Here is a 20,335-nt window from a genome sequence, read left to right as displayed (position 1 = left end):
TGATTCCAATTTTCTGAAAGATCTGCTGCTGAGTGTTGGGACTGGCTTGCTCGTGACCAAGACGAGAGCCAATCCAAAGCTGCGAGCACCCGGCTTCGCAGGCATTGCATCTCACCCGTGTCTGTCAGTTAGCTCCGGGTGTGGCAATTTCTTGCGGGAGTAATAGCTCGAAAAGAAACTGATGGAATATGAGACGGTTCACATGCCGCAGTTCCCTGTCGCTCCATCCCAGTCACGATTTCAGGAGCCCGTATCGTCGCGCACGGCAGTGCAGGAGCAGGAGCTGAAAGGTGCCCTCAGTTGGCCGATCAGGCCAACCATTCCTCGCCCCAGACCTGGACGACGTGGCCGGGCGACAATTCGCGATATTGCCGGCGAGGCGGCTGGTAATCCGGCGCGCGCACCGGGCTTCTGATCTCGTCGTTGGAAGCCTCGCGCCTGGTGCCGCGGCGCGATGGATCGGGCACCGGCACGGCAGCCATCAGCTTCTTCGTGTAGGGATGCTGCGGATTGCCGAACACTGCCGCGCGCGGACCGATCTCGACGATCTCGCCGAGATACATCACCGCGACGCGGTGGCTCATGCGCTCGACCACCGCGATGTCGTGGGAAATGAAGAGATAGGCAAGGCCCATGCTGGCCTGAAGGTCGAGCATCAGGTTCACGACCTGCGCCTTGACCGAGACGTCGAGCGCCGAGACTGCCTCGTCCGCGACGATCAGCTTCGGCCCCAGTGCAAGCGCACGCGCGATGCAGATGCGCTGGCGCTGGCCGCCGGAGAATTCATGCGGGAAGCGCGCGGCCATGTCGGCAGTCAAGCCAACGCGCACGAGCAGATCGGCGACCTTATCGCGCGCCTGCGACGCCGACGCGAGCCCGTTGGCGAGCAATGGAGCCGCGATCGCCGTTCCCACCGACATGCGCGGATTGAGGCTCGCGAACGGATCCTGGAATACGATCTGCATGTGCTTGCGGAAATCGCGTAAAGCTCGGCCGTTCATGGCGAGCACGTCCTGGCCGCCGATCAGGACGGTGCCACTGTCCGGCTCGAGCAGCCTGAGAATCGAGCGGCCTGTCGTCGACTTGCCGCAACCGGATTCGCCGACCAGCGCCAGCGTCTCGCCGACGCGCAAGGTGAAGGAGATGTTCTCGACCGCGTGGACACGGCCCGAGACCTTTCCGAACAGGCCCGAGCGGATCGGAAAGCGCGTGGTGAGATTGGCGACTTCGAGCAACGGACGCTCGGCGGTCGAGACCGTGTCGGGCGTCTCCACCGGCTCGTCCGAAGTGCCCGAGACCTTGTCGACGATGGGAAAACGCATCGGCCGCTCACGTCCGTCCATCGAGCCGAGGCGCGGCACGGCGGCGAGCAGTGCGCGGGTGTAGGGATGCGACGGAGCGGCGAAGATGCGCGACGTTGCGTCGGTTTCGACCGCCTGCCCGCCATACATCACCACGGTACGATCAGCGATCTCGGCGACCACGCCCATGTCGTGGGTGATGAAGAGGATCGACATCCCCTCCTCCTGCTGAAGCTCCTTCAGCAGTTCCAGGATCTGCGCCTGGATGGTGACGTCGAGCGCGGTGGTCGGCTCATCCGCGATCAAAAGCTTCGGCTTGCAGGCCAGCGCCATCGCGATCATCACGCGCTGGCGCATGCCGCCGGAGAAGCGATGCGGATGCTCGTGGAAGCGCGATGTCGCCGCGGGAATGCGGACGCGATCGAGCAGGCGGATGGTCTCGGCCTCCGCCGCCGCGCGCGACAGGCCGCGATGCTGGATCAGCGCTTCCGCAATCTGGAAGCCGATGGTGAGCACCGGATTGAGGCTCGTCATCGGCTCCTGGAAGATCATCGCGACGTCGTTGCCGCGAATGTCCTTCATGCCCGCTTCGGGCAGTGAGAGGAGATCGCGGCTGGCCAGCATGATGCGGCCCTCGACGCGACCAATCTCCTCTGGAATGAGCCGCATGATCGAGAGCGCGGTGACGCTCTTGCCCGAACCGGACTCGCCGACGATCGCGACGGTTTCTTTGGGGGCGATCTCGAATGACAGGTTGCGGACGACGGGAATCCATCGCCGGTCGAGCATGAAGGAGGTGGTGAGGCCGGCAACCGACAGCACAGGCGCCTGCGCTTCGGCAATGAGTTGATCAGGTGCGTTTGCGCCGGTGCTCATGCGAAGCACCAGGAGCTTTGCGAAATGAGACTGGATCGTGCCGCAAGGAAGGTGCGCTCCCTCCCCGCTTGCGGGGGAGGGCTGGGGAGAGGGTGCTTCCACAATGAAGGATCCCCAAGAGGAGAGACCCCTCACCCGGCGCTTCGCGCCGACCTGTCCCGCATCCGCCTTCGCCAAGGCTTCGGCGGACAAGAGCGGGAGAGGTGAACTGAGCTCGTGGCTGCGCTGATGTTCCCATCACCATCTCAACCTCAATAACCGCGGCTACGGTCAACGAGTCCCGGCAATTTTTCGCCGCGGCGGTGGCGTGCGATGACGTCGAGCACGAAATCGACGGCCGTATCCGGCGTGGTCATGCTGGCATTGTGCGGCGTCAGCAGGATGCGCGGATGGCTCCAGAACGGATGGCCCGCGGGCAGCGGCTCGGGCTCGGCGACGTCGAGCACCGCGCCTGCGAGCGCGCCGCTGTCGAGCGCGGCGAGGAAATCGGCTTCGACGAGATGCGCGCCACGGCCGACATTGACGAGAGAGGCACCGCGCGGCAGGTGCGCGAACAGGTCCGCGTTCAAGATACAGCGGGTCTCGTCAGTCAGCGGCAGCAGGCAGACGAGGATGTCAGTCTGCGACAGAAAGTCCGGCAGCGAGCCCGCGCCCGAATAGCAGGTCACGCCCTCGATCTCGCGCCGCGAGCGATTCCAGCCGAGCAGCGGGAAGCCGAACGCCATGAGCCGATCGAGCACGGCCTGGCCGAGTTGGCCGAGCCCCATCACGCCGACGCGCCGCCGCTTTGCCGGCATGATCCGGATCTCGCGCCAGACCTGCTCCTTCTGCTGATTGATAAAATGGAGGAGATCACGATGCAGGCCGAGCACGGCCATCGTGACGTATTCGACCATGGTCTCGGCGATGCCGGGCTCCAGCATGCGGACGAGCGGAATATGCGCGGGAAGCTTTGTGGCGTCGAATTGATCGACACCCGCGCCGACCGAGAAGACCAGTTCGAGATTCGGGAACGTCGTGGCGATATCGTCCGGCGGCACCCACACCACCAGATACCTGATATCAGCGGGATTGCCGATGTCGGGCCAGAGCCGAAACGGCAGATCGGGCGCGCGCTCCGCAAAGAAGCGCGCCCACTCGGCGCCGCGAACCATATTGGCCTTGTAGAGAACCGTCATGCCGCCTCAGAACGGGCTGACCGGCGCGAGCCGCCGGCCGTCGATCATGCGCTTGTGGCTGTAAGCCACCGGGTCGACCAGTGGTGTCGAGCCGGTCACGATATCGGCGGCGAGCTTGCCGGCCGCGGGACCAATGCCGAAGCCGTGACCGGAGAAGCCGGTGGCGAGGAAGAAGCCGGGCAAGGCATCGACCGGCGAGATCACGGGGATCGTATCAGGCGTGCAGTCGATGGTGCCGCCCAGGCTTCCGCGATCTCGATGTCCTTCAATTCCGGATTCGAACGGATCAGCGACGCCAGCGCCGCATTGACCAGCGACATGTCGGGGGATGGATCGCGCACGCGTTCGGCCTCGAACGGCGACGGCTTGTCAAAGCTCCAGCTGGTTCCGCGCATGAGCTGGTCGAAGAACGACTTGCCGAACGACAATTTCAGCCCGTTCTTGCGATGCTGATAGGTCGGCCAGAAGGTGCGGGCGTAGCGGAACAGGTCGGGCGACAGCTCGACCGTGCCGCGGTTGCGCAGCGCCAGCGTAAAGCCGCCGTCGAGACGGCGGCGGATGCAGTAGAAATCGGTGCCGAGCGCGCCGGAGGTGATCTCCGGCCCTGGGGTGGTCCGGCATGCCGTGGCGTTGACGAGACCGATCGGCAGCTCGATGCCGTGACGACGGCAGAACAGCGACGACCATGCGCCGCCCGACAGCAGCACGGACTGCGTGCGAATGGTGCCCTTCTCGGTGACGACGGCGCTGACCCGTCCTCCCAGAGTCTCCAGTCCGCGCGCGGCGCAGCCCTGATGGATGGTGACGCCGTGCTTTCGCGCGGCAGTGGCGAGCGCCGGCACGGCCATCGACGGCTCGGCGCGGCCGTCGCTCGGCGTGTGCAGGCCGCCGACCCATTTGTCGGCATTGCCCCGCATGCGTTCGGCGATCTCGGCCGGCGTCAGGATGGTGGAGTGGACCTGCTGCTCGCGCGCGACCGCGGCCCAACGTTCCCAGCTCGCAAGCTCGTCCTTGCTCTTGGTCAGGAACAGCACGCCGGTGCGGCGGAAGCCGGCATCGACGCCGGCGTCGTTCTGCATGTCCTCCCACAGCCGCAGCGCCTCACGTGCCAGCGGAATCTCCTCGCGCGCGCGGCCCTGCTGGCGGCACCAGCCCCAATTGCGGCTCGACTGTTCGCCGCCGACATGCCCCTTCTCGACCAGCGCGACGGAAAGGCCCTTCTTCGCCAGATGATAGGCCGCGGACACGCCGATCACGCCGCCGCCGATGACGACGACATCCGCCTGTGCCGGCAGGCGTTCATCGCTGTTTATACGGTTGAGCGGCGGGGACATGGGGCACTCCTGGACTTCAGTTCGAACGGACCTGGGCTCGTCATGGGATGTTCATTCGCGGATCGAGCGCATCGCGCAGGCCGTCACCGAGGAAGTTGAAGCTCGTCACCGCCAGCGTGATGGCGACGCCCGGCGCGATCGCAAGCCATGGCGCGCTAGTGAGATAGATCTGGGCGTTGTTGAGCATGTTACCCCAGCTCGCAGCCGGCGGCTGGATGCCGTAGCCGAGATAGCTGACATCAGGATTCGAGCAGGATCGCCTTGGCGACGTTCAGCGTCGCCGCGACCACGATCGGCGCGATCGCGTTGGGCACGAGCTCGCGGAACATGATCCGCAGGTTCGACGAGCCGAAGGCGAGCGCGGCGACCGCAAACTCACGCTCCCGCAGCGAGCGCACCTGCGCCTCGACGACGCGGGCGACGCTCATCCACGCCGTCGCTGCGATCAGCACGGTGGTGGTGACGAGGCCGGGCTCGGTGAGCGCCGCCAGCGCAAGCAGCAGGAAGATGGTCGGGAAGCACAGCACGGCGTCGACGAGCCGCATCAGCACCGCGCCGACCACGCCGCCATGGAAGCCGGCGAAGGCGCCGACGACGATGCCGACCGCCATCGCGATCACCATCGCGACGATGCCGATCGAGAGCGAGACGCGGCCGCCCATCATCAAGCGCGCGAGCACGTCGCGGCCGAGCTCGTCGGTGCCGAGGATGTGTGCACCCGACAGCGGCGGCGCGAACCGCTTCATGACGTCGATATAGGTGTCGTCGAACGGCAGCAGATAAGGACCGAACGCCGAGCCGAGCACGAGCACCAGGATGATCACGGCGCCCGCGAGCGCGAGGCGATGCCGGCGGAAGCGCCGCCACGCGGCCTGGCCGGGGGCGGGCTGGACTGTGGAAAGGGTCGCGGTCGCCATCGCCTAGCCCACCCGGATGCGCGGATCGACGACGGCATAGAAGATGTCGGCGAGCAACGAGCCGATCAGCACCATGGTCGCCGAGAACATCAAGATGCCCATCACCACGGGATAGTCACGATAGCCGATGGAATCGAGGAACAGGCGGCCCATGCCGGGCCAGGTGAACACGGTCTCGGCCACCAGCGCGCCGCCGAGCAGCGTCGGAAACTGCAGACCGGCCACCGTGATCATCGGCAGCAGCGCGTTCCGCAGCGCGTGCACGGTGAGGATGCGCCATTCCGGCATGCCCTTGGCGCGGGCGGTGCGGATGTAGTCCTGGTTGATGACTTCGAGCATGGAGGAACGCATGAAGCGGCCCCACATCGCGGTCTCGACCAGCGCCAGCACCATCGCCGGCGCAATCAGGTGATGCAGTAGGTCGAAGAAGGAGCCGTCGCCGACGGTCTCGCGGTTGCCGGCCGGCAGCCAGCCGAGCTTCACCGAGAACACATAGATGGTGACGAGGCCGAACCAGAAGGTCGGGATCGACAGCGCGATCATGGCGCCGACGGTTGCGAGCGTGTCGAACAGCGAATAACGGCGCAGCGCACCCAGCACCCCGATCCAGCAGCCGAGCAGCACCGCGATGATGGTCGCCGTCGCCATCAGTTCCAGCGTGGCGCCGAGATGCGAGGAGATCACCGACAGCACCGCCTCGCCGTCGCGATAGGAGCGGCCCCAGTCACCCCGCACCATGCGACCGAACCAGTCGAGATACTGGATCGGCAGCGGGCGATCGAGCCCGAGCTGCTTGGTGACGCGGTCGAGGTCTTCCTGCGTCATCTGCGCGGAGGCCGCGAATTGCGAGAGCGGACCGCCGGGCGCCAGGTGCAGGATGGCAAAGCCGATCGCCGAGACGATCACCAGCAGCATGATCGCCTGGGCCAGGCGGTTGACGACGTAACGGGCCATCTCAGGCTGCCCTGCGCACCTGATAGATCAGGCCCAGTACCATTCGCGGATGTTCCAGCAGTTGATGGAGGTGTTGATGTTGGGACGGAAGCCTTGCAGCCCCTCCTTCACGCCCTCGGCGATGAAGCCCTGAAACAGCGGCAGGATGGCGAGATCGTTGCGGATCAGCTTTTGCAAGTCGCCATAGGTCGTCTTGCGCTGGGCGATCTCAAACTGCTTGGCGCCGTCGCCGAGCAGACGATCGGCCTCGGGGCTCCTGTACTGATAGGTGTTGTAGCCACGGCCGCCCTTGGCCGGAATGGCGCCGGAGCCGAAGCGCGGCGTCACATCGGGATCGCTGCCGAGCATGAAGTTCACGGACACCAGCACCGAGTTGAACTTCGACTGCCGCCAGAAGTCGCCCCAGATCACGGCGGCCGGCATGTTGTTGACGCGCATCGCAGCGCCGATCGCACGCCAGTCCTGGATCAGGAGCTGCTGGGTCTGCTCGCGCACCGCATTGCCTGACGTCGTCGAGTTGGTGAACTCGAGCTTGACGCCGCCCTTCTCGCGCACGCCACCGGAGCCGCGAACCCATCCAGCGGCATCGAGCAGCGCGTTGGCCTTTGCGGGATCGTATTTGTGTTGCGGCAGCCCCTGTTGGAACGACCACGCCTGCTGCGGCACGAAACTCTCGGTCTGTGTCGGCAGGCCGTAATAGAGCGCGTCGATGATCGCCTGCTTGTTGATGGCGAGATAGAGCGCCTCGCGCACCGCGCGGTCGGCAAAGGGACCGAACTCCAGATTGGGCGCGATATGCTCCACCGAAGAGGTCGAGGAGACGACGATCTTGCGCCCCTTCAGCGTCTTCGCCTCCTGCACGAAGTTCGGCAGGATGCCCTGCAAGCCGGTGTAGTCGACCTGGCCGGTGCGGAACTGGGTGTAGAGAACGGTGAGATCGGGAATGTATTTGAAGACCACGCGTTCGACGTACGGCCCCTTGCCGTGATAGCCGGTATGGGCATTGAGCAGGATGTGGTCGCCGGGCACGCGCTCGCCCCAGCGGAACGGCCCGGTGCCGACAGGCGCATTGTGAAACGGCGAGGCGTTCGGATCGGATACCTTCTCAAGAATGTGCTTGGGCACGATGAAGGTCAGCGATCCCAGAATCGACATGTAGGGCGAATAGGGCGCTTCCATTCGCCAGTGGATCTCGTCGGGCGCGACGACCTTGATGTCCTTGACCAGGCTATGGCCGACGCGGCTCCGCGCGCGAAAATCGGGATTGTTGATCAGCTCGAGCGAGAACTTGACGTCATCGGCCGTGAACGGCGTGCCATCATGCCACTTCACGTCGCTGCGCAGCTTGATCTTCCAGGTCAGACCGTCGGCCGACAGGCCGCCATTCTCGATGGTCGGAACCTCGCGCGCGAGGTCAGGAACGAAATTGCCGGCAGGATCGATGAACCAGAGCAGAGAGAACACCTGCCACCAGACGCCCTGATCGACCTCGATGCCAGGCATCAAGGGATGAAAGACGGTCGGCTCCTGCGACAGCGCTGCGATCACCTGCCCGCGTGGCTTGTCTGGCGGATTGGTCGGGCGCTCGACCTGCGCGAAGGCGTTGCCTGCAAGGGTCCATCCTGCCGCGGCGCCGGCCCCAAGCTGGAAGAACTGGCGGCGATTCGGAATGCCGAGATGCACTGCTCCAACGCCGAACTTGCCGGTGCCGTCTGCCATGGCCACTCTCCGTTGTCGCACGCGGCACCGTCCCCGCGCCCCCGAGACCCCGGCGAAGGGACAGGAGTGGGCTTTAGTGCTTCTAAATTTTTCAGACAAAATTTCATCACGACTAAATACAGCTGTCAATCGCATTGCTAGAATGCGCGACTTTTTCACTCTGACTAAAGCCTCGGATCAATGCGGTGCGGGCTTGAGATGATGCATGGGAGAGCGACATGGATGGTCGCGGCGATACGAAGGATCCGAAGGACGCCCCGGCGATCGAAGCCGACGATGCGGTCGACCAGCGCCTCGGCGAGACCGTGCGGCTGCTGCGCCAGCGCGCGGGCCTCTCGATCCAGGACGTCGCCAACAAGACCGGCCTCTCCACCGGCATGATCAGCCAGCTCGAACGCGCGCGCGCCATGCCGTCGATCCGCACGCTGCGCCTGCTCAGCATCGCGCTCGACGTTCCCATCTCCTATTTCTTCGAGAGCAGCGATCCCGCCGACGTGCAGCGCTACATCGTGCGCAAGAATAACCGGCGGTTGCTGCGGCTCACCGCCAGCGGCGTGGTCAAGGAAGCGCTCACGCCTGACGGCAAGGGCCAGCTCGAGCTCTACGAGCTCACGCTCAATCCCGGCGCCTCGTCCGGCACCGACTTCCTGCAACACACCGGCGAGAAGGCCGGCTACATCCTCTCGGGCAGCCTGCGGCTGTGGCTCGACAACCAGGCTCATGTGCTGGAGGCCGGCGACAGCTTTCGCTTTCCAAGCATCGTGCCGCACATGTTCGACAACCCGACCCAACAGGTGGCGCGCGTGATCTGGGTGACGACGCTGCGCCAGACCGATCCGCCGGCGGGATGACGCGGTACTCCCTCTCCTGAGGGATCCCGCCGCCCGCTACCACCGTAAATTGCCCCTCGACGGAGCCACGCGGAGTCTGTAGCTCACATCAAGCCGACGGAGCGGCCGGGCGGTCCGCAGTTGGCGTCTTTGGTGTGAGACCATGAAACTCAGGGGGCTTCTGACACTTGCGATGGCCGCCCAGGTCATCGTGACCGCTGCGGCCCTTCTCGCCTCCTATGCCGTGACCGGCAGCGCAGGGTTCGGCACGGCCCAACTCATTGCCCTGCTGGCGAGCGCCGCCGTTGCAGCGCTGCTCGCGCGGCTCTGCACACGCGCCATGGAGACGTCAGAGGCAGAACGTGTCTCCGCGCAATCGGCCGCACTGTCGCAAGCGCGCAGCGACAGTGCGCAGATGACGCAAGCCGTTATCAGGACCGCGCTCGACGCCTTCATTCAGATCGACGACAGCGGTGTCGTGCTGGAGTGGAGCCTTCAGGCCGAGGCCCTGACCGGATGGACGCGCGAGGAGGCTCTTGGCGCCGATGTCGTCGACCTCATCGTCGCCGAGCCGCTCCGCGCCGCCTTCAGGCAGCGCATGGCGCGAACTCGTTCCGGAATTGTCGGCCGCACCAAGCGGCATGCGCTTCGAGGTCAGCCTGATCCACAGGAACGGCGACCGCATCCTGACCGAGGCGTCCAGCACGGTGTTGCGGATAGGAGAGCGCTCCATCATCAATACCTTCGTCAGGGACATCACCCAGAAGCGCGCTGCCGAGGAGCAACTGATCCAGGCTCAGAAGATGGAGGCGGTCGGCCAGCTCACCGGCGGCATCGCGCACGAATTCAACAACATGCTCACCGTGATCACCGGCACGATCGAGATCCTCGACGACGCCGTCAAGGACAACCCGCCGCTTGCGACCATCACCAAGCTGATCAGCGAAGCCGCCGACCGCGGCGCCGCGCTGACATCGAGCCTGCTCTCCTTTGCCCGCAAGCAGGCGCTCCGGCCGGCCGAGATCGATGTCAACGAGCTCATCGAGGAACTGGCAAAGCTGCTGCTGGCGACCTTCGACAAGAAGATCGAGATCGTGACCAGGCTTGGCGGCAACGTCTGGCTCGCCTATGCCGACCGCGGCCAACTGAGCTCGGCGTTGCTCAACCTCGCGATCAACGCTCGCGATGCGATGCTGGACGACGGCAAGCTGACGCTGACGACACGCAACGTGGTGTTCGGCGTCCGCGAGGCGGTGGCGGTCGGCGCCGGCTATGCCGGCGACTATGTCGAGATCGAGATCGCCGACACCGGCACCGGCATTCCGCAGGCCATCCTCGAGCGCATCTTCGATCCGTTCTTCTCGACCAAGGAGGTCGGCAAGGGTACGGGGCTCGGGCTCAGCATGGTGTTCGGCTTCGTCAAGCAGTCCGGCGGCGGCATCAGGGTCGCGTCCGAAGAAGGAAGCGGCACGGTTTTCACGATCTACCTGCCGAAGGCGGAGACGAGCGCGCTTCGCCCGACTGGCTATGACGATCGCAAGATCGTCGGGGGTAAGGAAACCATCCTTTGCGTCGAAGACGACCGCGACGTCCGCCGCTACGTCACGGTCCAGCTCGAGAGCCTCGGCTATAAGGTCATCCCCGCCGCCAATGCGGCCGAAGCGCTCGCCGTTTCGGCCGAAGGCACCGCGTTCGACCTGCTCTTCACCGACATCGTGATGGCCGGCGGCATGAACGGACGGGAGCTCGCCGAGCAAATGGTGGCCGCGCGGCCGTCCCTGCGGGTGCTGTTCACCTCCGGATACGCCTACGATTCGCTGCACACGCAGGGACGCGCCACGATGGGCGCGCCGCTGCTGAGAAAGCCCTATCGCAAGGCCGAGCTCGCACGCGTGCTGCGCCGCTGTCTCGACACCGCAGTCGATTCCGCCGGCGATGCGATCCCGACGCCCTACTCGGTGCAGGCTGACGTCGAGGCTTTTCTGCGCAGGCAGGCGGCCGAAGACAACGGCCCAACGCGACCGCGGAAGTAGGCCTCGCGCCTAGAGTGGGATGATTTCTTGTTGAACCGGTGCGAGCCGAGAACTCGTCACCTCTCCCGAAGGGAGAGGTCGGATCGCATCGTAAGAGGCGATCCGGGTGAGGGGTTCAAGTCTCACTGGGTGCCGCGGCCACTCACCCGGATTGCACTGGACGATGCTTCGCATCGCCAGGCAATCCGACCTTTCCCCGCTGGGGAGAGGTGAACACGGACCGCCGCCCCGGCCTAACTTCGCCGCGGCTAACTCATCCTTCGCCGCAACGTCGCCGAGGGCGTCTCGCCGAATTTCTCGCGGTAGGCACCCGCCATGCGGCCGAGATGGGTGAAGCCGAGATCGAAAGCGATCTCGGTGATGGAGGCATCGGGCGAAGCCTGCGCGAGGCGGGCGTTCAGGCCGGCAAGGCGCATGTCGAGCAGCATCTGGGAGATCGAGAGGCCGAAGTGACGGCGGAAGCCGAGCTGGAGCGCGCGGATGCCGATGCCGGAGGCGCAGGCGAGCTGCGCGAGGTCGAGCGGCTCGCCGGCATTGTCCGAAAGATGATCCCGCGCGGCGCGGAGCGCGCGCGGCAGACGCTCAGCCCGGCCCGAAAACATCCTGATCGCATCCGACAGGTCATGCCCCTGGCCATTGAGCAGGTGATCGAGCAGAACCTCGCGCCAATCGGCCATCGCGACCGGTGACAGCCTGCCGGCGGGACCGAGACGTTCGGCGAGCGTCATCAACTCGGCAAGGCTGGCCCGCAACGCCCGCCCGGACGGCGCGTCCAGGTCGATCACAGGATCGAACTCGACCGTGCCGGCCGCCCTGCCCGACAGCGCCGCGGCGCGCTGCTCGACCATGCTGCGATCGAGCAGCAGGATCGCTTGCGCGCAGTCGGCCCAGGTCATGCGCGTCGGGATCGTCGGCGACAGCAGTGACGCCGTCCGGTCCGGCACGGCATCGAGCTCGCAGGCGCCGGCACGAATGCGGGCGGTGCCCGTGAGCGGGACTTGGACCAGGAAGAAGCGTTCGAGGCAGCCGGGATCGATGCTGACCGATCCGCCATAGGCGACATAGTCGATGGAAAAGCCTGCGAATGCCGCGCAATTGTGCCGGGCGGAGAAGCCGGCGGCGCGCGCACGCGTCGGCTTGAGATCGTGCGGACAGAAGATGCGTCCGATCTGCTCGGCTGCTTCGTCGACGTCGTCAGTGGTGACGCGGGCGAAATCCGCAAGCCGTTCGGCTGCGGTTGGTCTCGCGCTCATTTCCAGCACGGCTGCGGACATCGTCGACCACGCTTCGCGTCACGGAATTACTTTAAGCCTATAATAGTTCCGTGACAGCGAAAAGGGCCGCATCCACAAAATCGTCGTGCTGCATGGCAACAGCCGTTGCGGATTCGTTTAGCGGATAGACAGGCGGGCCACGACTGGCCGATGCTCCATCCCCGCCGGAATCCATGAGGAGGCGAGCATGACTGCACTCGAAAAGGGCATTACCGCAAACGGCACGGGTTATGGGGGCAAGAGCTGGAACATCCTTGGCCAGGTGTATTTCCCCAAGGCCGTGACCGACTCCACCTTCGCGTTCGAGACCAACAGCGATCCCGGCCAGTTCGTGCCGGTGCACATCCATCCGACCCAGGACGAGTTCATCCTGGTGCAGGAGGGCACGCTCGACCTCAAGCTCGACGGCAAATGGGTCAAGGCCCATGCCGGCGATCTCGTGCGCATGCCGCGCGGCATCCCGCACGGCTATTTCAACAAGTCCGACAAGCCGTGCCGCGCGCTGTTCTGGGTCTCGCCGATGCAGAAGCTGGAGGCGCTGTTCAATCAGCTCCACAACCTGACCGACCCGGCCGAAGTGGTGCGCATCTCGGCGCTGCACGAGGTCGATTTCTTGCCGCCCGAGGCCAACGAGTAGGCAGCCTCCTCGTCCACTTTCATCTGCTTGCAGCTCCGCCGGCCGCCCCTTGCGGCCGAACGTAGCCGCTTACGCGCGAAACACACTGATTGCGAGCAAACCCATGATCACTCCGAAGCATGTCTGCGTGATCGGCGCCGGCGTCTCCGGCCTTGCCGCCGCCAAGGCGTTCTCCATCCGCGGTCACCGCGTCACCATCATCGAGCGCAGCGGCGATCTCGGCGGCGTCTGGGAGCCGGCGCGCTCCTATCCCGAAGTGCAGACCCAGAGCCCGAAGGAGCTCTACCGCTACACCGACCGCGCCATGCCGGACGCCTATCCGGAATGGCCGACCGGGCCGCAGGTCCACGCCTATCTCGCCGACTACGCGAAGAGTTTTGGCCTCGACCGCATGCTGCGCCTCAACACCGAGATCGCCGGGATGGCGCGGCGCGCCGACGGCAAACCGGGCTGGGCGCTCGCGCTGAGCGGCAAGGACGGCGCGACCTCGCAGGAGGACTTCGATTTCGTCGCGGTCTGCACCGGTCAGTTCAACGAACCGCGCGAGCTGCATTGCCCGGGCGAGGACGGCTTTCTGGCACAGGGCGGCCAGATCCTGCATTCATCGAAATACAATGATGCCGCCCAGGCAAAGGGGCGCCGCGTCGTCGTGCTCGGCGGCTCGAAATCCGCGACCGACATCGCCGTGAACGCGGTCAAGGCGGGCGCGCGCGAGGTCACCATCGTGATGCGCGAGCCGGTCTGGCGCATCCCCTATTTCATCGGCGGGCTCGTGAACTTCAAGCGCATCCTCTACATCCGCGCGCAGGAGGAGATGTTTCCCGGCTGGGGCATCAGCACGATGGCCCGGCTCGCGCACCGCCTCGCCGCGCCGCTGGTTTGGGCGAACTGGCGCGGGCTGGAGAGCCTGTTGAAGGCGCAGCTCAAGCTCAACCGGTGCAACATGGTCCCGAAAGAACGGATCGAGGACGGCGTCAACTGCTCGGTGCCGATCGCAACGCCGGGCTTCTATCCCATGGTCGCCGACGGCCGCATCAAGGCGGTGTTCGGCACGTTCGATCATTATGACGGCGACAGCATCGTGATGAGCGGCGGCGAGCGCATTGGTGCCGATATCGCCGTGCTCGCGATCGGCTACAAGCTCGGCGTGCCGTTCCTGCCCTCGGCCTGCCAGCAAAAGCTGGTCGATGCCGACGGGCAGTACCGGCTCTATCGCCTGATCGCCAATCCTGATCTGCCCGAGCTCGGCTTCGTCGGCTTCAACTCGTCGTTCTGCACCGTGCTCTGCGCCGATCTCGCCGCCAACTGGCTGGTGCGCTATGCCGACGGCCAGCTCGCCAACCAGCCGACCGCGCAAGCCATGCGCGACAACATCGAGATGATGCTGCACTTCAAGCGCGTCGAACGGCCGGCCGCGGGCGTCTATGGCGGCCTGTGCGTCGCGCCTTATCACTATCGCCATTTCGACGAGCTGATGGCCGACATTGGCGCGAAGAACCAGAAGCGCGGCGGGCTCGCCGGGCGCTTCTCGCCGCCGGACGCGGATGCCTATGCCAAGTTCCTGGCCACGGCGCCGGACTATCGCGCGGCGTAAGGCGTGTCGGACTTCGGCAGCACCGTCTCGAGATCCGAATCGATCACATCCGCCGTGCGCTGATAGTGCTGCTGCAACAGCGCGACGGCATCGTCGGTCTTCCGGTCGAGCACGGCCTGGAGGATCTGTGCATGCTCGGTCCCGATCTTCCGGACCGGGTAGGCCTTCGCAATCGACATCATGCGGTAACGATAGAGCCGGTCGGCAAGCTGCTCGCAGAAGCCGAGCAGCGGGCGCGAGCCGCACAGACCAATCAGCGTCGCGTGAAACGCGCGGTGCGCCTTCTCCCAGTCCGGATTGTCCGCGAACTTTTCCGGATCGAGCGAACGCGGCGTGCGGCCGAGGCGGTGATGCGTCACCAGAAGCGCCTCCTCCCATTCTTGCGTCGCGTTCTGCATGGATTCGCGCAAGGCCAGCCCTTCGACCCAGCAGCGCGTCTTGGTCAATTCCCGGAGCTCGTCCTTGCTGACCGGCTTCACGTAGAAGCCGCGCTGCTCCATGCCGACGACGAACTCCTCGGTGGTGAGACGGTTCAGCGCCTCGCGGAGCGGGGTCTGCCCGACATTGTAGTGCTCCATCAGAAAGCGCGACTGGAGCTTGCGTCCGGGCGCAAGGCGCGTGGTCAGGATGTCGGCCTTGAGGCGGGCATAGATGCTCGTCGCCAGCGTCGCCGGCGCATCGGTCTTCGGGCTCGACAGGTCTGAGCTCATGGCGTCCCACTGATTCATCGAGATTTTTTGTACATCAGACCGCAAGCGGCAATAATTTATAAATTTTGTCTTTACGGATAGATTTATATAGATTACTCGTTCGCCAACAACAACCGGCTTGGTGGGCGATCCGCGGCTATTCGGGTGCGGCCCTCTGCCTTGACGAGGAAGCCCGATGTCCGATTTTCCGGTGGTCGCGTTGCGCAGCGTCGAGATTGCGACGCCGCGCCTTGGCGTCTCCGCCGACTTCTATACGAAGGTCTGGGGCCTCGATGTCGCGGCCGAAGCCGAGGGCACGGTCTATCTCGCCGCGACGGGCGCGGATTTCCACGTTCTCGAACTCTCGCAAGGCGAACGAGCTGCGCTGTGCAAGATCACCTTTCGCGTCCGCTCGCGCGACGATCTCGACCGCTTGTTCGCGCGCGCACGCGAGGCGGACTGCGAGATCATCACGCCGGCCGGGCCATCGCACGCGCCATCGGGCGGCACGCACTTCGTGATCCGCGAGCCGCAGGGCTGCTGCATGGAGTTCGTCCACGGCGATCGCACCAAGACGGCGCGCATCGTGGCTGACCGCCCCGAGCGGCTCGCCCACGTCAACATCAACAGCGCCGACATCGAAAAGCTCTCGACGTTCTACCAGCAGGTGCTTGGCTTTCGCCTGACCGACCGCTCGAAGCTGATGGCATTCCTGTGCTGCAACAGCGATCACCACGCCGTCGTCCTCGCGGAAGCACCAAGCAACGGTCTCAACCACGTCGCCTTTTTGATGCCGGATCTGGAGTCGGTGATGCGCGGCTCCGGCCGCATGATTGATCACGGCTTTCCGATCGGCTGGGGCGTCGGCCGGCACGGGCCCGGCGACAACGTGTTCGCCTATTTCGTCGATCCGGACGGGGTCGTCGTCGAATACACCGCCGAAGTCCTCCAGGTCGACGACAGCTATCGCGCGAAGGGACCCGCCGAATGGGTCTGGCCGCCGGGACGCACCGACCAATGGGGCATTGCGCCGCCCAAGAGTGAAGCCTGCAAGACCGCGCAACTCTCCGTGCTCTTCGACACGGATTGCCGCGCATGACGATGTCCGCCGCCACCACGGATTACGATGTGCTTATCGTCGGCTTCGGACCGACCGGCGCCGTCGCGGCCGGGCTGCTCGGCCATCTCGGCCATCACACGCTCGTCATCGATCGCCTGGCCGACATCTACGACAAGCCACGGGCGATCGCGCTCGATCACGAGATCTTTCGTCACTTCGACAATATGGGATTGGCCGATGCGATCGCGCCCCATGTCGAGCCCTTCACCGCCTCCGAGCATTTTGGCGTCGACGGTCAATTGATCCGGCGCGTCCATGGTCGAAAAGCCCTACCCGCTCGGCTACACGCCCAGCATGGTGTTCAGCCAGCCGCCGGTCGAGGCCGAGCTGCGCCGTCACACCTTGAGCTTTTCCTGTGTCCGCGCCGAGCTCGGCGTCGAGCTGGTCGATCTCGTGCAGCGGACAGACCGCGTCGGGGCGACGTTGAAGGATGCGGCAGGACAATCGCGGACGGTGACGGCGCGTTACGTGCTCGGCTGCGATGGTGCCTCGAGCACGGTGCGACAGATCGCCGGCATCGCGCTCGAAGACCTGATCTTCGATGAGCCCTGGCTCGTGGTCGACGTGCGCGTCAATCAAGACGCACTCGCAAGGCTGCCGCAGAACTCCGCGCAGTTCTGCAATCCGACGCGGCCCGTCAGCTTCCTGATCGGCCCCAACAACCATCGTCGCTGGGAGATCATGCTGCTGCCGGGCGAAGAACCCAGGCAGATGGCGCGGCCGGAAAATGTGTGGAAGCTGCTCGCACCGTGGCTCGCGCCGGAGGATGGCGAATTGTGGCGCGCGGCATCCTATCGTTTCCACGCCCTGGTGGCCGCCGATTGGCGCAACGACCGCATCATCATCGCCGGCGATGCCGCACATCAACAGCCGCCCTTCATCGGCCAAGGCATGTGCCAGGGACTGCGCGATGCGACCAACCTCGTCTGGAAGCTCGATTCCGTGCTGAGTGGCGTCTCGCCCGACGCCCTGCTCGACAGCTACACGGCCGAGCGCAAGCAGCACGTGATCGAGCTGACCGGCAAGATCAAGGCGATCGGCCAGTCGATCTGCGAGCGCGATCCGGCCGCCGCGCGACGCCGCGATGCGCAGATCCTGATCGAAGGCGGCGGCAAGCCGCTCGAAATCACGCGGCAGGAGATCATCCCGCCGCTCCGCACGGGCTTCCTGGCCGATCAGGATGGAGCCGCGCGCGGCAGCCTGTTTCCGCAGCCGCGGGTTCTGATCGATGGCGCGCCTTGCCTACTCGACAAGATCACCGGGCCCCGCTTGCGCGTGCTCATCGACGGCCGCCGCAGCGAGGCCCCCTCCCTCATGGCGCTCTGCGTCGCGCATCCGCAGTTGATCGCAACGACAATCGCGCCTGCCGGCGCCGATGCATCCGGCGTGCTCCAAGAGAGCGACGGCGTGCTGGCCGGCTGGTTCGACCGCCACGGCGTCCTCGCCGCGATCGTACGGCCCGATCATTACGTGTTCGGGGCGGCGCGCAACGCGGCCGAGCTCGGCAGTCTCCTGCACGAGGTCACTTCGCGCCTGCACGGCCATCCCGATCCGGATTTCAAAATGGAGAAGACAGCATGAAACTCGCGACCGTTGCGATCGACGGACGGACGACCTGGGGCCTTGTCGAGGGCAGCAATTTCCTCGATGTCGGCGCCGTGCTCGCCACCCGCTATGCCGATCTGAGGGCCGCCATCGCCGGTGCGCTCGCAGGCGTCGCGGACGCGAAGCCCAAGGCGGCCGCCACGCCGCTCGCGGGGCTCAGCTGGCTGCCGGTCGTTCCGAACCCGGACAAGATCCTGTGCGTCGGCCTGAACTACGAGACGCACCGGAAGGAAACCGGCCGCCCCGAGGTCGAGCACCCCACCATCTTCTCGCGCTATTCCAACAGTCAGACCGGGCATCTGAAGCCCATCATCCGGCCACGCGTCTCGACCCATCTCGACTTCGAGGGCGAGCTCGCGGTCATCATCGGCAAGGGCGGGCGATACATCTCCCGCAGCGAAGCGATGGGTCACGTTGCCGGCTACGCCTGCTACAACGACGGCAGCATCCGCGATTTCCAGCGCCACACCCACCAGTTCACGCCGGGCAAGAATTTTCCCGATACCGGCGCGTTCGGCCCGTGGATGATGACGCCGGACGAGCTGGGCGAGCTTGGCGAGCTCAAGCTCACCACACGCCTCAACGGGCAGGTCGTGCAGGAAGCGCAGATCAAGCACATGATCTTCGATATCCCGCGCCAGATCGAATATTGCTCGACCTTCACCCGGCTCGAGCCCGGCGACGTCATCGTCAGCGGCACGCCCGGCGGTGTCGGCGCCAAGCGCACCCCGCCGCTCTGGATGAAGCCCGGCGACGTCGTCGAGGTCGAGGTCGAGAAGCTCGCAATCCTGCGCAATCCGGTCGTCGACGAGGCGCAGTGAGCGATCCATTCCCTGGCGGCGGCGAGGCCTGCTTCGTTCCGCCGCCAGGGCCGGCGCGCCTAGAGACGACATAAGCAAAAGCAGAGAGGGGAAACGTATGAGCAACACTGCCGAGGTCATAACCGGGGCGACCAGTCGCGCCGAGGCGGCGCCAATCACGCCGGCGTTCCGTAAGCTCGTGATCGCATCCTCGCTCGGATCGGTGATCGAACACTACGACTTCTTCATCTACGCCTTCACCGCTCCCATCGTGTTCGACCGCTTCTTCTTTCCGAAGATGGATTCGACGGCGAGCATGCTGGCGGTTTACGCGACGTTTGCAGTCGGCTTCGTCGCCCGCCCGCTCGGCGGCATGGTGTTCGGCCATTACGGCGATCAACTCGGCCGCAAGGCGATGCTGACGATCACCTTCGTGCTGATGGGTGTGGCGAGCTTCCTGATCGGCTGCCTGCCGAGCTACGATTCGATCGGGCTCCTGGCGCCGATCGCGCTGGTCGCCTTGCGCTTCGTACAGGGCTTTGCCTTCGGCGGCGAATACATGAACGCGGTGTCGCTGACGCTGGAGAATGCGCCATCGGCAAGACGCGGCTTCTTCGCCTCCTTTGTCAACGCGTCCGGTCCGATCGGCGTGATCCTGGCCTCCGGTTTCATCGCCTTGCTCGGCTTCGTCTCGACCCCGCAAGACTTTGCGCAATGGGTCTGGCGCGTGCCCTTCGTGCTCAGCCTCGTCCTGGTGGTGCTCGGCACCTACATCCGCCTCCAGGTCGACGAGTCGACCCTTTTCAAGGCGGTCCAGGCCTCAGCCGCGCGGCCGAAGGCACCACTGCTCGACGTGGCGCGGTCGTGGAAGAAGTCGGTGCTGTTCGGCTGCCTCGCCAACATGGCGCACAGCACGTTCCAGTACATGAGCACGGTCTTCGTGCTCGGCTATGCCGTCAAGACGCTCGGCATGGCACAATCCAGCGTCACCTTCGGGACCATGGTCGCCAACGTGCTGGAAATGTGCATGGTACCGCTGATCGCGGCCTACTCGGACCGCTTCGGCCGCCGCCCGTTCATCGCGCTCGGCATCCTCCTGGCGGCGGCGTGGTACCCGATCTACTTCCAGCTCGTCGCGACAAAGGACCCGACACTGCTCGTCATGGGCCTGGTCGTCTCGATCGGAATCATTCACGCCCTGATGTTTGCACCGGAAGCAGCCTTCACGGCGGAGCAGTTTCCGACGGAGGTTCGCGTCAGCGGCTCCTCGCTCGGCAAGCAGCTCGGCATCATCCTCGGCGGCGGCATCGCGCCCCTGGTCGGCACCGCCCTGATGGGATCGAGCGGCAGCTTCACCCCTGTGATCCTCTATTTCGAGGCGATCGCGGCCTGCGCCTTCATCGGCATCCTGCTCGCCCCGGAAAGTTCGAAGCGCGCGCTATAGGTGGAGAGGGCAGCCGTCGGCTCAGGAGAG

The 20,335-nt window shown here is 65.3% G+C and carries 13 protein-coding genes and 4 pseudogenes; 9 read left to right on the top strand and 8 right to left on the bottom strand.

Annotation, left to right across the window (positions count from 1 at the left end; translation table 11 throughout):
* Positions 1 to 308: 308 nt before the first annotated feature.
* The 6 genes and pseudogenes from ACSKB8_RS19965 to ACSKB8_RS19940 form a co-directional block, all read right to left on the bottom strand.
* A complete protein-coding gene (locus ACSKB8_RS19965) occupies positions 309 to 2,177 on the bottom strand; it encodes an ABC transporter ATP-binding protein (RefSeq protein ID WP_438105873.1) in 1,869 nt (622 codons plus the stop codon).
* Positions 2,178 to 2,428: 251 nt separating this feature from the next.
* The gene (locus ACSKB8_RS19960; protein ID WP_438105871.1) at positions 2,429 to 3,355 is read right to left on the bottom strand and encodes a 2-hydroxyacid dehydrogenase; all 927 of its coding nucleotides are present in this window, start codon (positions 3,353 to 3,355) and stop codon (positions 2,429 to 2,431) included.
* Positions 3,356 to 3,361: 6 nt separating this feature from the next.
* Positions 3,362 to 4,689 (bottom strand): annotated as a pseudogene (locus ACSKB8_RS19955) (NAD(P)/FAD-dependent oxidoreductase).
* A gap of 40 nt (positions 4,690 to 4,729) precedes the next feature.
* Positions 4,730 to 5,606, bottom strand: a pseudogene (locus ACSKB8_RS19950) (ABC transporter permease).
* 3 nt (positions 5,607 to 5,609) lie between these two features.
* The gene (locus ACSKB8_RS19945; RefSeq protein WP_438105869.1) at positions 5,610 to 6,560 is read right to left on the bottom strand and encodes an ABC transporter permease; all 951 of its coding nucleotides are present in this window, start codon (positions 6,558 to 6,560) and stop codon (positions 5,610 to 5,612) included.
* A 27-nt stretch (positions 6,561 to 6,587) separates the two neighbouring features.
* Positions 6,588 to 8,279 (bottom strand): peptide ABC transporter substrate-binding protein, encoded by a 1,692-nt coding sequence (locus ACSKB8_RS19940; protein ID WP_438105867.1) that lies wholly within the window; start codon positions 8,277 to 8,279, stop codon positions 6,588 to 6,590.
* Between the two features lie 218 nt (positions 8,280 to 8,497).
* Between ACSKB8_RS19940 and ACSKB8_RS19935 the strand changes: the two genes are divergently transcribed.
* Positions 8,498 to 9,130: a cupin domain-containing protein gene (locus tag ACSKB8_RS19935; RefSeq protein WP_128937846.1), complete on the top strand. Its 633-nt coding sequence runs from the start codon at positions 8,498 to 8,500 to the stop codon at positions 9,128 to 9,130.
* 142 nt (positions 9,131 to 9,272) lie between these two features.
* A pseudogene (locus ACSKB8_RS19930) lies at positions 9,273 to 11,142 on the top strand (ATP-binding protein).
* A 248-nt stretch (positions 11,143 to 11,390) separates the two neighbouring features.
* Here ACSKB8_RS19930 and ACSKB8_RS19925 read toward each other — a convergent pair.
* The gene (locus ACSKB8_RS19925; protein WP_438105865.1) at positions 11,391 to 12,416 is read right to left on the bottom strand and encodes an AraC family transcriptional regulator; all 1,026 of its coding nucleotides are present in this window, start codon (positions 12,414 to 12,416) and stop codon (positions 11,391 to 11,393) included.
* Between the two features lie 187 nt (positions 12,417 to 12,603).
* Between ACSKB8_RS19925 and ACSKB8_RS19920 the strand changes: the two genes are divergently transcribed.
* The gene (locus ACSKB8_RS19920) at positions 12,604 to 13,053 is read left to right on the top strand and encodes a cupin domain-containing protein (RefSeq protein WP_166814125.1); all 450 of its coding nucleotides are present in this window, start codon (positions 12,604 to 12,606) and stop codon (positions 13,051 to 13,053) included.
* A gap of 103 nt (positions 13,054 to 13,156) precedes the next feature.
* Entirely contained in the window at positions 13,157 to 14,647 is a 1,491-nt protein-coding gene (locus ACSKB8_RS19915) for a flavin-containing monooxygenase (RefSeq protein WP_438105862.1), read from the top strand.
* On the opposite strand, the gene ACSKB8_RS19910 is transcribed toward ACSKB8_RS19915, so the two are convergent.
* The gene (locus ACSKB8_RS19910) at positions 14,632 to 15,357 is read right to left on the bottom strand and encodes a GntR family transcriptional regulator (RefSeq protein ID WP_438105861.1); all 726 of its coding nucleotides are present in this window, start codon (positions 15,355 to 15,357) and stop codon (positions 14,632 to 14,634) included. The two genes, ACSKB8_RS19915 and ACSKB8_RS19910, sit on opposite strands and share 16 nt — an antisense overlap.
* A 175-nt stretch (positions 15,358 to 15,532) precedes the next feature.
* On the opposite strand from ACSKB8_RS19910, the gene ACSKB8_RS19905 reads away from it, so the two are divergent.
* From ACSKB8_RS19905 to ACSKB8_RS19885, 5 genes and pseudogenes are all read left to right on the top strand, one after another.
* Complete coding sequence (locus tag ACSKB8_RS19905) at positions 15,533 to 16,435, top strand: VOC family protein (protein WP_438105860.1); 903 nt, start codon at positions 15,533 to 15,535, stop codon at positions 16,433 to 16,435.
* Positions 16,432 to 16,623, top strand: a pseudogene (locus tag ACSKB8_RS19900) (FAD-dependent monooxygenase); the annotation flags it as partial. The gene ACSKB8_RS19905 and the pseudogene ACSKB8_RS19900, both read left to right, overlap by 4 nt.
* 88 nt (positions 16,624 to 16,711) lie before the next feature.
* Positions 16,712 to 18,037, top strand: coding sequence for a bifunctional 3-(3-hydroxy-phenyl)propionate/3-hydroxycinnamic acid hydroxylase (locus tag ACSKB8_RS19895; RefSeq protein WP_438105858.1), 1,326 nt, complete (start codon positions 16,712 to 16,714; stop codon positions 18,035 to 18,037).
* Positions 18,034 to 18,882, top strand: a complete 849-nt coding sequence (locus ACSKB8_RS19890; RefSeq protein ID WP_438105856.1) for a fumarylacetoacetate hydrolase family protein — start codon at positions 18,034 to 18,036, stop codon at positions 18,880 to 18,882. Before ACSKB8_RS19895 ends, ACSKB8_RS19890 begins: the two co-directional genes overlap by 4 nt.
* A gap of 97 nt (positions 18,883 to 18,979) precedes the next feature.
* Positions 18,980 to 20,305, top strand: coding sequence for an MFS transporter (locus tag ACSKB8_RS19885; RefSeq protein ID WP_438105854.1), 1,326 nt, complete (start codon positions 18,980 to 18,982; stop codon positions 20,303 to 20,305).
* Positions 20,306 to 20,335 lie beyond the last annotated feature (30 nt).

The sequence above is a fragment of the Bradyrhizobium sp. BR 1432 genome (genome assembly GCF_051547705.1).
GTDB lineage: Bacteria > Pseudomonadota > Alphaproteobacteria > Rhizobiales > Xanthobacteraceae > Bradyrhizobium > Bradyrhizobium zhanjiangense.
The sequence above is the reverse complement of the archived record's forward strand: the minus strand, read 5'-3'. Positions and strand labels throughout refer to the sequence as shown.

Bases quoted from the DNA above. Each gene is read 5' to 3' on its own strand.
- ACSKB8_RS19905 (WP_438105860.1), top strand. From the start codon at position 15,533: ATGTCCGATTTTCCGGTGGTCGCGTTGCGCAGCGTCGAGATTGCGACG.
- ACSKB8_RS19940 (WP_438105867.1), bottom strand. From the start codon at position 8,279: ATGGCAGACGGCACCGGCAAGTTCGGCGTTGGAGCAGTGCATCTCGGC.
- ACSKB8_RS19960 (WP_438105871.1), bottom strand. From the start codon at position 3,355: ATGACGGTTCTCTACAAGGCCAATATGGTTCGCGGCGCCGAGTGGGCG.
- ACSKB8_RS19890 (WP_438105856.1), top strand. From the start codon at position 18,034: ATGAAACTCGCGACCGTTGCGATCGACGGACGGACGACCTGGGGCCTT.
- ACSKB8_RS19915 (WP_438105862.1), top strand. From the start codon at position 13,157: ATGATCACTCCGAAGCATGTCTGCGTGATCGGCGCCGGCGTCTCCGGC.
- ACSKB8_RS19945 (WP_438105869.1), bottom strand. From the start codon at position 6,560: ATGGCCCGTTACGTCGTCAACCGCCTGGCCCAGGCGATCATGCTGCTG.
- ACSKB8_RS19920 (WP_166814125.1), top strand. From the start codon at position 12,604: ATGACTGCACTCGAAAAGGGCATTACCGCAAACGGCACGGGTTATGGG.
- ACSKB8_RS19885 (WP_438105854.1), top strand. From the start codon at position 18,980: ATGAGCAACACTGCCGAGGTCATAACCGGGGCGACCAGTCGCGCCGAG.
- ACSKB8_RS19895 (WP_438105858.1), top strand. From the start codon at position 16,712: ATGGTCGAAAAGCCCTACCCGCTCGGCTACACGCCCAGCATGGTGTTC.
- ACSKB8_RS19935 (WP_128937846.1), top strand. From the start codon at position 8,498: ATGGATGGTCGCGGCGATACGAAGGATCCGAAGGACGCCCCGGCGATC.
- ACSKB8_RS19910 (WP_438105861.1), bottom strand. From the start codon at position 15,357: ATGAGCTCAGACCTGTCGAGCCCGAAGACCGATGCGCCGGCGACGCTG.
- ACSKB8_RS19965 (WP_438105873.1), bottom strand. From the start codon at position 2,177: ATGAGCACCGGCGCAAACGCACCTGATCAACTCATTGCCGAAGCGCAG.
- ACSKB8_RS19925 (WP_438105865.1), bottom strand. From the start codon at position 12,416: ATGTCCGCAGCCGTGCTGGAAATGAGCGCGAGACCAACCGCAGCCGAA.